Annotated in this window: 13 protein-coding genes; 2 read left to right on the top strand and 11 right to left on the bottom strand. The window is 42.7% G+C overall.

The annotated features are described in order from the left end of the window. Positions 1-6 precede the first annotated feature (6 nt). The 6 genes from ribB to WCP75_RS00835 all read right to left on the bottom strand — a co-directional run bounded on the left by ribB (position 7) and on the right by WCP75_RS00835 (position 4,150). The gene (gene ribB / locus WCP75_RS00810; protein WP_336276356.1) at positions 7-1,122 is read right to left on the bottom strand and encodes a 3,4-dihydroxy-2-butanone-4-phosphate synthase; all 1,116 of its coding nucleotides are present in this window, start codon (positions 1,120-1,122) and stop codon (positions 7-9) included. A gap of 115 nt (positions 1,123-1,237) precedes the next feature. After that, on the bottom strand, positions 1,238-1,447 hold the full coding sequence (locus WCP75_RS00815; RefSeq protein ID WP_336276357.1) for a hypothetical protein: 210 nt from the start codon (positions 1,445-1,447) through the stop codon (positions 1,238-1,240). Positions 1,448-1,511: 64 nt separating this feature from the next. Beyond that, positions 1,512-1,634 (bottom strand): hypothetical protein, encoded by a 123-nt coding sequence (locus WCP75_RS00820; protein WP_336276358.1) that lies wholly within the window; start codon positions 1,632-1,634, stop codon positions 1,512-1,514. Between the two features lie 128 nt (positions 1,635-1,762). Next, entirely contained in the window at positions 1,763-1,951 is a 189-nt protein-coding gene (locus WCP75_RS00825) for a hypothetical protein (RefSeq protein WP_336276359.1), read from the bottom strand. Positions 1,952-2,299: 348 nt separating this feature from the next. Next, positions 2,300-3,118 (bottom strand): enoyl-ACP reductase FabI, encoded by an 819-nt coding sequence (fabI, locus tag WCP75_RS00830; protein ID WP_336276360.1) that lies wholly within the window; start codon positions 3,116-3,118, stop codon positions 2,300-2,302. A gap of 117 nt (positions 3,119-3,235) precedes the next feature. After that, a complete protein-coding gene (locus WCP75_RS00835) occupies positions 3,236-4,150 on the bottom strand; it encodes a DnaJ C-terminal domain-containing protein (protein WP_336276361.1) in 915 nt (304 codons plus the stop codon). Positions 4,151-4,455: 305 nt separating this feature from the next. Between WCP75_RS00835 and pdxH the strand changes: the two genes are divergently transcribed. After that, positions 4,456-5,079, top strand: coding sequence for a pyridoxamine 5'-phosphate oxidase (gene pdxH / locus WCP75_RS00840; protein ID WP_336276362.1), 624 nt, complete (start codon positions 4,456-4,458; stop codon positions 5,077-5,079). A 141-nt stretch (positions 5,080-5,220) separates the two neighbouring features. Here the strand turns inward: pdxH and ubiA are convergent, their stop codons facing one another. After that, on the bottom strand, positions 5,221-6,222 hold the full coding sequence (gene ubiA / locus WCP75_RS00845; protein WP_336276363.1) for a 4-hydroxybenzoate octaprenyltransferase: 1,002 nt from the start codon (positions 6,220-6,222) through the stop codon (positions 5,221-5,223). Positions 6,223-6,316: 94 nt separating this feature from the next. On the opposite strand from ubiA, the gene purD reads away from it, so the two are divergent. Beyond that, the gene (gene purD / locus WCP75_RS00850) at positions 6,317-7,591 is read left to right on the top strand and encodes a phosphoribosylamine--glycine ligase (protein ID WP_336276364.1); all 1,275 of its coding nucleotides are present in this window, start codon (positions 6,317-6,319) and stop codon (positions 7,589-7,591) included. Between the two features lie 353 nt (positions 7,592-7,944). Here the strand turns inward: purD and WCP75_RS00855 are convergent, their stop codons facing one another. The 4 genes from WCP75_RS00855 to rnhB form a co-directional block, all read right to left on the bottom strand. Next, positions 7,945-8,469 carry a DUF6101 family protein gene (locus tag WCP75_RS00855; RefSeq protein WP_336276365.1) on the bottom strand — a complete coding sequence of 175 codons (525 nt, stop codon included), beginning with the start codon at positions 8,467-8,469 and terminating at the stop codon, positions 7,945-7,947. A 147-nt stretch (positions 8,470-8,616) separates the two neighbouring features. Further along, entirely contained in the window at positions 8,617-10,026 is a 1,410-nt protein-coding gene (locus WCP75_RS00860; RefSeq protein WP_336276366.1) for an FAD-binding oxidoreductase, read from the bottom strand. A 2-nt stretch (positions 10,027-10,028) separates the two neighbouring features. Next, complete coding sequence (locus tag WCP75_RS00865) at positions 10,029-10,991, bottom strand: L-threonylcarbamoyladenylate synthase (RefSeq protein ID WP_336276367.1); 963 nt, start codon at positions 10,989-10,991, stop codon at positions 10,029-10,031. Continuing rightward, complete coding sequence (gene rnhB / locus WCP75_RS00870; protein WP_336276368.1) at positions 10,988-11,629, bottom strand: ribonuclease HII; 642 nt, start codon at positions 11,627-11,629, stop codon at positions 10,988-10,990. The genes WCP75_RS00865 and rnhB overlap by 4 nt, the downstream gene beginning before the upstream one ends. Positions 11,630-11,714: the final 85 nt, after the last annotated feature.

The raw sequence follows: 11,714 nt of genomic DNA on the forward strand, positions 1-11,714 counted from the left end.
TTACCCTCATAAAATTTCTGTCCTGGATATATGAACTCCAAAACCTTCGAAATCTGTATAATAACGTTCTTCATCTGAAGCGTAAACAATCATAGAATTAATTCCCAGATGTCTCAAGATTTGTGCCCCAAGGCCTATTCGGCGCCACTTTTCTTTGCGTTCAATTGCCTGCACGTGACTCTCCGAGCCTTCTATTGCCATCCCCTGAACGCCAACAGAAAGTTTAGAACCAACACCAACGGACCCTTCGCGTAAATAAATAAGCACGCCACGCCTCTCTTTTCCCATCATGCGCCCCATAACAGTCACGATATTTGATGATTGATTAAAAATATCATTCATAATGTTTTCACGGTGCAAAAACACAGGAACATCCTTCCCATCGCGAATATCACCAAAAATAACCGCAACATGTTGAATGGCCTCCCAGGGGAGCTGGTAGCTCCGAAAAACGGCTGCTCCTACTGATGTTTCAAAGTGCGCTTCTCCAATATGTTTAATCAACATTTCCTTCTGCTGTCGATAAGCAATTAGATCCGCCACCGTTATTACATGTAACTGATTATCTTGCGCAAATTTTGTAACTTCATCTCCGTGTTTAACACTACCATCATCATTGACCAACTCGCCAATGACGCCAACCAGCGGCAAACCAGCTAATTTACACAAATCAACTGCCGCTTCGGTATGACCCGAACGCATAAGAACTCCCCCTTCATGCGCAATCAAAGGGAAAATATGTCCCGGGCGAACAAAATCGCTTGCACAAGCATTGGGATTAGCAAGATTACGAACCGTCAACGTACGATCCTGTGCCGAAATACCTGTCGTCGTTCCATATTTAAAATCGACAGTAACAGTAAATTGAGTACGGTGCATAGAATCATTATCTGAAACCATAGGGGAAAGATAAAGCCGTTGCGCCCCTTCTCTTAGCATAGGCGCACAAACAATACCCGTCGTATGGCGTATAATGAATGCCATCTTTTCTTCTGTACAATGAACGGCAGCAACAATTAAATCACCCTCGTTCTCACGGTCATCGTCATCCATAACCACGACAATTTCACCACATTCAAAAGCCTTAATAGCAGAAATAATTTTTTTTTGATCATGCACCATCATTCACCTTTCGAATCGCAGACCTGACCACGATGTACTAAATAATAGTCAGGGATAACAGAAGCAACAATCACTTCACCAACGCGAACAGCGCGGACCCAACATACGGACCGTATCACCCCTCTGTTATGACCTTTACATCCTTACCATCAACATCAACCAGGCAGTGAGGAAACAAAATTGACGAAATCAGCTTAACAGAAAAATATAATATAGAGCGATAAGCTTCCCGCTTGATACCCCACCTAAAAATACCGCAAGCATGATTAGACAAAAAACAGCCTCCCACCCTTCTCCATACACCTTTCATCTGCATTTTCTTCATCTAATCAAAAGGGCTGCAGAAAATCCATCACCAATCTTGCCCCCCTTAACAGCATTAATAGACATTAATAACGAAGAAATATTCGATCTAGCCTTGCATAAATTAGTGCTCCTAGCCTCGCGAGAACGTCTTCTTCAACAACCTCAGCGATAGAAACCAACATATAGCTTACTTTCGCGTAATTCATCAAAGTAACCGCTAAAAATCTACACTATCCCTGCATCAGGCGTAAAAAATGGATCATTATCAACCTGTGATCAGTCCTGACAAGCGCAATTAATATCACGAATGTCAGTCGCTATCACGAACGTCATATCAACGCCACAAGTATAATCTGTATAACTTAAGTGATACTTGGTAAGCGATGGAACTATAATCATTAGAATTCTGCCCCCGCATCTTGGTAAATATAAAAACCAACGCCCCCGCTGTCGTCAACGTTGCCTCGCCTTGAACAACAATTCCCAAAAGAATCTCCACTTGATCTTGCTCTCGACTCTGCATCGCACGGCTAAACCGTCCCAGCTTAACCTTTATTAGATAATATCGGATATCCGAAAGACCAAATAGAAATATTTCAACAGTTGAGAAATGAAAAAAAAACCGCAAACAATCCTTGAAGGACAACCATCTATGATACAACCAAGAGCGACATCACGACCCTTAATCCACGCCGTTATACAAAACGAACGACTCGATGCGCTACACGACACGGAAAACGCCCTGTCCCTCTACCACGCACACACAACCACAGCGCACCGACCCCGCGCGAACGCAGCCTCTCATTCACGAAGACTGCCAACCACGCCGGTCCTAGTCAATTTATCGTCGTCGAACAAGACCTCATAAACTTTACTCTTTAACGACAGAAATATCCGGCGCATCAACAGCTTTCATTCCTATTACGTTATAGCCAGAATCCACATGATGCACCTCACCTGTAACAGAACGGGATAAATCTGAAAGAAGGTAAAGAGCTGAATCACCCACATCTTCGATCGTTACCGTACGACGCAAAGGCGCATTGTACTCATTCCATTTTAAAATATAACGGAAATCACCGATACCAGAAGCAGCCAGTGTTTTAATCGGCCCAGCAGATATAGCGTTAACACGAATATTCTTAGGACCTAAATCCACTGCTAGGTACTTCATGCTCGCTTCAAGAGCCGCCTTAGCAACTCCCATAACATTGTAATTAGGAACAACCTTTTCTGCACCATAATAGCTCAATGTTAAAATCGAACCACCGTCCGACATCAATTTTTCTGCCCGCCGGGCAAGAGCCGTTAAGGAATAAACAGAAACATTCATTGTCATCATAAAATTTGATTCGCTCACATCAACATAGCGACCACTCAATTCATCTTTATCAGAAAAACCAACAGCATGAACTAAAAAATCCAATTTCCCCCATTTGGTTTCTATTTCTTTAAAAACTGCGTCAATAGATGCGCTATCAGAAACATCACAATGACCGCAAACAATCCCATTCAGTTCTTCAGCTAAAGGCTCAACGCGCTTTTTTATTGCCTCTCCCTGATAAGTAAAAGCAAGCTCCGCCCCCGCTGCACTAACCGCTTTAGCTATTCCCCAAGCGATAGAGCGATTATTGGCCAGCCCCAAAATTAAACCACGCTTTCCGCACAATAAACCATTAACATTAGCCATCAGCACTGCCCTGCTCCTTGAAATCAACATTACCCTCTGCCTATGACATAGGTCGAACTTTTCTTCAAGTAATTGATTTCAAGTCGAATAGAAACTACGCTTTTAATAATTTAAAAGCTAATCTTTCTGTGTCCGAAAAAATTGTTCCAACTCTGCGTCTCCGCCTTCCGGTAACATGATACGAATATGTACATAAAGGTCGTCCCTTTGACCGTTTTTCAGATAGAGTCCCTTTCCTTTCAACCGTAAAATACGATCAGAACTCGACCATGCAGGAATTTTTACGGCAACTCGCCCCTCTAAAGTCTCGATTTCTTCCTTTGCTCCAAGCACAGCATGTTTAAGAGAAACCGGCAAATCAAGATGGAGGGCTCTTCCTTCAACTCGCAAACGAGGATGTTTGCGAATCTGGACGGTCACCAATGCATCTCCCGCCTCACCGTATGCTCCCTCTTCTCCCTGACCTTTTAGACGTATGGTCTGCCCATCTTCTACGTAATCTGGAAGCTTAATTTTTAACTTTTTTCCATTAGGAAAAACGACTTCCAATCTTTCAGCACCAACCATCTGCTCCAATGTCACTGTAAGATTGGCACGAATATGAGCCCCTTGCTTAAACTGATTGCGATTATGGTTATATTGCGAAGAGTTTGAGGAACCTCCACCCCTTTCAAATAAATCACGAAAAACATTGCTCGCATCAAAACTGGAACCACCTGAATAACCAAAATCAAACCCCTTCGCTCCTTCCGAAAAAGGATCGTATCTATCTCGGAAATTTCCACCAGCACCATAAGCCCGATGAATTGGTTTTCCCTCCACATCAATTTCACCGCGATCAAATTGAGCTCTTTTATCTTTATCACCTATAATCTCATAAGCCTGATTAATTTCAGAAAATCTTTCTTTGGCTTTTATATCATCCATATTGTGATCTGGATGATATTTCTTTGCTAATTTTCTGAATGCAGACTTAATTTCCCGCGATTCAGCAGTACGATCCACACCCAAAACTGTATAGGGATCACGCATATTGTCCTCTTTTCAGTCCTTTTGTTTCCAAAACACCAAGCGATGAGCTACCCAACACCTCTCATAGTACTGTCAGCCATCCCATAGAATATTTCCTCTTCGTCTATATGTCCATAAAGAGACTAAAATACTAGGTAAAATAAGCATTTTTGTACCTAATACGGCTCTTTTCATTTTATGCTAACGATAAAAATTATAAAAACACCGCAAAAAAATGTATCTGTTACTTGTTCCTTAATAATTCAGAGTAACTTAAAATATATCGGGGAATACCCCACTTCCGTTCAATGATATCCGGAGATATTATGAATAACAAAGTACAATCCGATCATGATTTCACACAAGCGCAAGAACCTTTCACGCTTTTCGGCAATTGGCTTGAAGAGGCTATAGCGAACGAAATAAATGATCCTAATGCTATGGCATTAGCAACGGTCGACGAAACTGGATTACCCAACGTTCGTATGGTTCTTCTCAAAGATTTCGATTCTCAAGGTTTTGTTTTCTATACCAACTACGAAAGTTCTAAAGGACAGGAAATTTTGAAATCAATGAAAGCATCTTTGGGTTTTCATTGGAAATCTCTTCTCCGCCAAGTTCGAATTAGAGGAATTGTTGAAAAAGTGAGCACTCGGGAAGCCGATGCTTATTTCCAATCGCGACCGCGCGGCAGCCGCATTGGTGCGTGGGCATCCAAACAATCTCGTCCGCTAGAAAACCGCTTTATCCTTGAAGAGGCAATTGCCAAATACACTGCACGCTATGCTGTGGGCAATATCCCGCGTCCACCTCATTGGTCTGGATTCCGAGTCAAACCTCTTTCCATAGAATTTTGGTGCGATCGTCCATTTCGTTTACATGATCGCGTACTTTTTACACGAAATTCGATTGATTGTGTTGATTGGCAGAAGAAAAAACTTTACCCTTAGCCCATTTGACTCTAATGCACTTCTTAAAAGTCCGCGAAATTCAGTAAAAGACTACGAAACCCAAACAAGAAAACTCTGGCTATAAAAAACAAAAACCACCCACAACACCGTGCAGCACAATGATCACCCAATTTATCATTGTCAGACTGTGCGGTAAACTGCTGTCCATACGCCACCGCATACTAAACCGGCAAAGATTAAAAAACCGACAAATGAATTAGATCTAAAAAGCCCCAAACATTGTAAGCTATCGTCTATATCAATGACCTTAATTTGAATGCACATATGAATGCTTGCAGCAAAAAGCCCTAAAAATCCCACAATAGGAACCTGCGACAGATAAAACGCTAAGCCGACTAAGACGACAAAACCGCTATACAAAAACATAAGCGCGCACTTGGTGCCTTTGCCAAAAAGAAGCGCCGTAGAGCGTAGACCAACGGTCGAATCATCCTCTTTGTCCTGGTGCGCATAAATTGTGTCATATCCTATCGTCCACAAAATTGATCCCGCATAAAGTAAAATCGGCGCTAAACTCAAACTTCCATACACAACCGCCCATCCCATCAATGCCCCCCAGTTAAATGCAATACCCAGAAAAAATTGCGGCCAATACGTTACACGTTTCATGAAAGGATAAACCGCTACCGCTACCAATGACGAAACACCCAGAAAAAAACTGAATACATTAAATCGAGATAAGACGACCAAACCGATCAAGCACTGCACCAATATAAAAACTTTTGCTTGAAACCGGCTCACGTGTCCTGTCGGCAACGGACGAGAACGTGTCCGTTCCACTTGAGAATCAATCCTATGATCGACAAGATCATTCCACGTACACCCCGCGCCCCGCATAGCCACGGACCCCAGAAAAAAAAGTAAAAGATACCAGAGCCAATTACCCAAGATTGGTAAAAGAGGCAATCGAATCATTTCATGAGAGAAAAAGGCCATAGTCGTTGACCAAAAACAGGGCCACATCAACAACTGCCACCCAATGGGCCGATCCCAACGTGCCAGTTGAGCATAAAACAACAAAGAATGTGGAAGAAAATGGTAGACCCACTTAGAAGAAGCATCCGCAACCTGTCCATGACTCTCACAAGATTGAATACGTACGATATTTTTACTTTTTTTCATAAAATAGTTTCACCTTTTGTCTTGCGATAGAGGCATTTCATTCTTATGACAAGAAAAATGACCGAATCACCTTCTTCTGTAGTAGGAGCAGACAATGAACATTCTTCTTATTGGCTCAGGCGGGCGAGAACATGCTCTAGCATGGAAAATAGCAGCATCACCACTGTTGACAAAATTATATTGTGCTCCTGGAAATCCTGCAACAACGGAATTGGGTGAAAATATTGATTTAGATATCAATAACCATCCCCTCGTTGTTGATTTTTGCAAGACACATTCCATCGACCTGGTGGTCGTTGGACCGGAAGCACCGTTAGTTGCTGGCATAACAGACTCTCTTAATAGCGCTGGCATCTATGTATTCGGACCAACTCAGAAAGCCGCCCAATTAGAAGGTTCAAAGGCTTTTACGAAAGACTTATGTCGTAAAAATAACATCCCTACGGGCACCTACCATTGCTTTAGTGATGCTCTGGAAGCAAAAACGTATATCCATCAACAGGGCGTTCCCATTGTCATTAAAGCTGATGGCCTAGCCGCCGGTAAGGGTGTTGTTGTTGCGACGACAATAGAGGAAGCATACAATGCAGTTGATGCTTGCCTCAGTAATACCGGGAATAATACAGACGCCAAAATTGTCGTGGAATCCTTTCTTGAAGGTGAAGAAGCAAGTTTCTTCTGCCTCTGTGACGGTAAAATCGCTCTCCCTTTCGGGTCAGCACAAGATCATAAACGTGTCGGTGACGGCGATACTGGAGCTAATACCGGTGGCATGGGCGCTTATTCACCGGCCCCTTTAATGACGGAAGAAATGATTGATCGTACCCTTAAAGAAATTGTTGAACCAACCCTATACAGCATGAATGAAATGGGAGCACCCTTTAAAGGCATTCTCTTCGTTGGATTAATGATAACCCAAAAAGGGCCTGAATTAATTGAGTTTAATGTAAGATTCGGTGACCCTGAATGTCAGGTTTTAATGCTGCGTTTCGAAGACGATATTCTTCCGATCCTCCTTGCAACAGCCCAAGGAAAGCTTGAGAAAAAACCTCTTAAATGGTCTAAAAAATCCGCTTTGACCGTAGTCATGGCTGCCAAGGGATATCCGGATTCTCCCAAAAAAGGCGGCATCATCCGCAATATTGATAAAGCGAATACGCTCCCAGGTGTAAAAATTTTTCAAGCTGGTACAGCATTGCGCAACGGAGAGTTAATTGCCAATGGTGGACGTGTTTTAAACGTAACAGCGGTAGGAGAAACCATTGCACAGGCACAAAAGCGTGCTTACAAAGCTGTCGATTGTATTGATTGGCCTGAAGGTTTTGCTCGGCGCGATATTGGATGGCGAGCTGTTACGAGAGAACAGTGAATTTTTCAAACTTTATTTTTCAATAGTCGTATATGTCATACGACAATATATGTGCGTGAATTGCCAACTATTTTATATCTCTGCATTTTTTTTCAGAACATTAAATTTGCCATCAAACGCAAAAAACTGTGAAACGAGGAAACTCGTTTCCACTACAAAATAAATAAAATACAAATCATTGAACACAAGAGCGCTGCACCTCAACCAGACATTATTTGTTTTTTGTATCCGTTTAGGCCTTTTATGCACAAAGCTTAAAACTAGATGCGAAGTCCTTTATCGTCGTAGGAGAGCTGTACAGACCGCAGAGCGCCCATCAACCTGGTATGCAAAAATTGCCCATGCAATCATCGTTAGATTGCAACCTGATCAAACATTATCAAGCGCAGACCCAGCGAGCCACCACAACGAAGGGAGAAGCGCTTTCGTTTACAACGTAATGTTCTATGAAAAAATCGACGCAGATCAGAACGTTCTTTAACAACCACACTGCTGCCGTCCTCGTTAATCATGAGCATAGGAAGATTATAAATATCGGCCCACAATCGCCAATCCAGGAGAACATTATTCAAGTCCCTAGAAACCAAAAGTGGGATACAAGATTCTTCATCTACATGAAACAGCTCTAATGCAACTGCCCTATCTCCTGAAGGAGTTTTTACTGTACGTGCTGAAATCCCTCTGTAATGACAAGCCGGAACCAAATGCAGCAAACTTGAGGAAGAATCTGTTTTAAGAAAAACACCACTCTCGCCCAATGAACAGGTCATTTCATTACCCGTTTTTGGCGAAAAATACGTTGTTGTTTGCGGCAAATAAAACGGATCCAAACGAAATTCAACCCCCGCTTTTGCCTGATTAAAGCCTCGATCAGCCATAACAGTTTCCCAATTATTTTAATAACACACTCCTTCTAGCAGTTTTTTTTCGTTGGGTCATTAAAAGGCTGAATAAAAATGGAAGAGTTCATCTTTTGGTTATCAAAACCTAAATATGAATACGCAATAAAATCTACCATTCTCAAGCTATAATATTTTTCCAGGATTCATAATTCCTAAAGGGTCGAGTGTTTTTTTAATCTTCTGCATCAAATCTAGCGCGACAGGTGACTTAAACGCACGAAGCTCTCCACGCTTAAGCTGACCAATCCCGTGTTCAGCAGAAAATGCACCCTGATAGCGTATCACTAAATCGTGAATACGACGATTCATCTGGGACCATAATTGCAAAAATGCCTCAGTATCGGCTCCAATAGGCTGCGTAACATTGTAATGCAAATTTCCATCACCCATGTGGCCGAAACAAACCACCCGCGCACCAGGAGAAATATCTTCAACGATAAAGGATGCCTCAGCAATAAAATCAGGTATAAAGGCAACAGGTACCGCGATATCATGCTTAATCGACCCTCCTGCCAATTTTTGTGCATACGAAATACTTTCCCGTAATTGCCAAAAAAAATCTTGCTGCTTCAATGATTGCGCAATAACCGCATCCTCTATCACACCACTTTTAAAAGAATCCTCCAAAATACCATTGAGCACCAATGACGCTTCATCACCACTCCGCAATGACACAATATTAATCAGTACGTACCATTCATGATCATGCCTAAAAGGGGAACCTTGGCATCTGTTATAATCCAGAGCCATCTTCAAGCTGAGCTTTCCCATTAGCTCAAAACCGGTCAACATCTCTCCTCCACAACGTTGAGAAAGAGACAAAAATGCGAGGGCCTTAGCTGGACTTTGTAACCCTACAAAAGCAACTGCCTTGCCCTTTACTTTTGGAAAAAGCTTCAAAACAGCAGCAGTTATAATCCCTAAAGTCCCCTCTGCGCCGATGAAAAGATTTTTTAAATCATAGCCACTATTGTCTTTTTTTACAAAACGCAAATCATCCAAAATTTGGCCATCAGGCAAAACAACTTCCAAACCAAGACAAAGCTCACGCATATTTCCATAAGCCAAAACAGCCGTACCTCCAGCGTTAGACGAAAGGTTTCCTCCTATTTGACAAGAACCTTCCGAAGCCAAAGAAAGAGGAAAAAAAAGATCAGTTCCATCTACTTTTTCCTGTAAACTGCGTAAGACAACACCAGCCTCTACAACAGCGAAACTACCCTCGAGATCAATACATCTGATCTTGTTTAATCGTTCCATGGATAAAATAACGCCACCCCCACTGTTATCCGGCTGCTGACCACCAACGAGACCTGTATTTCCGCCCTGAGGTACAATTGGTGTGCACGTTTGGCTAGCCAATTGCATAATCGATGATACCTCCTTCGTAGAAGATGGCCGTAAAACTAACGACGTTTTTCCATGAAAAATCCCACGTTCTTCTGACAAATATGGCGCAATTAAAGCCTCATCCGTTATAGCATGCGCAGTGCCAACAATTTCTCTGAATCTCTCAATCAAATCCTGCTCCATTTTCACTCTTCCTTTGGAGCAGAGGCGCGTATTAAACGATCATTGATAGCCTCACCAAGCCCATGCAACGGTACAGGTTCCACTGCAATAGACCTCACTTTAAGCGAATCCAACTGTCTCATGTATTGAAACAAGCGAGAAGCAGCCTCTTCTAACTTCCCGCTTTCACTAAGATTTAGCACAGAAATAGCATTTTCAACTCCCATAACGCGTTTGAGACCAAATGCCAAAAGTGCTTCACCATATTCTACCTTTTTCACATTCAGACGAACCGCAGCATTAGGCGCGTAATGCGAATTCAACATACCAGGTGCCTCAATCGCCATCCGCTGATCCAACCGTTTCAGCGGTCTCCCCGTGACATCTTCAATACTCTTGGCAGAGAGCCCTCCGGGACGCAAGAGATAAACACTTTCGCCACAAACTTTAATGATCGTTGACTCAAGCCCAATTTTAGAAGGCCCTCCGTCAATAATCAAAGGAACTGATCTCCCTAAAGATGCAAAAACTGCTTCAGCTGAAGTGGGACTGAGACGCCCTGATCGATTTGCACTAGGAGCAGCTAAAGGTCTACCAAAATATCGTACGACCTCGGCGAAACAGCTGTCCGGAAAACGAACAGCAAGCGTATCAAGACCAGCAGTAGTCAAAGGATGAATATTATGATGCAATTTTAAAGGTAAAATTAATGTCAATGGACCGGGCCAAAATGCTTCCATCAATCGACGTGAAATAGTATCAATTTCAACATGGCACTCTGCCATAGCGATGCTGCCTACGTGGACAATCAGGGGATTAAACTTCGGCCGGCCTTTTGTAGAAAAAATAGCGGCTACTGCTTCCCCATTAGTTGCATCTCCAGCCAATCCGTAGACGGTTTCTGTCGGCAGCGCCACCAACCTCCCCCGTTCCAGAAGTACGACCGCTTCTTTCATCGAATCACTGTTTAGGGGAAGAATCTTCACGATATATCACTCCTATAGCGCCCTTTTATGGGTGTAAAACTGTAACGATGCAGTCCTACAACCGGCCCATATTTATCGAGAGCTAAACGATGCGCCAACGTTGGATAGCCTACGTGCTTCTCTAAACCATACTCTTTATAAACCTGTCCAGCGCGCTCCATCATCTGATCACGCGTTACCTTAGCAACAATAGATGCCGCAGCAATTGAAACCGAACGCTGATCACCTTTAATCAAAGCAGTTGCTGGACATAGCAGCTTAGAGGGAATATCGCGCCCATCAATTAATGCATAATGAGCTGGCACCGCCAATCCCATGATACAGCGGCGCATCGCCTCCAAAGTTGCTTCTCTAATATTACACTGATCAATGGTGCGGGAACACAAACTAGCAATCGAAACCGCTAACGCAGTTTTTAAAATTTCATGATAAAGTCCGCTACGCCTCTTAGCGGAAAGTTTTTTTGAATCATTCAATCCATCCGGTATATGATTTTTATCCAAAATGACCGCCGCCGTCACAACAGGGCCAGCAAGAGGGCCACGCCCTACTTCATCAACACCTGCGACATGCGAGAACCCCTGTTTCTGCAAATCTAATTCGTACGAAAAATGTGGTTCAAGTAATAGATCAAACATATTGGATGAATTATCAACGTAACTGACACATGTATTTATTTTTGCACCCCCACCCATTTTTCACAAGTCTTATAACGAAAACGAA

This window comes from Bartonella numerosa (genome assembly GCF_037070845.1).
Taxonomy (GTDB): Bacteria; Pseudomonadota; Alphaproteobacteria; order Rhizobiales; family Rhizobiaceae; genus Bartonella.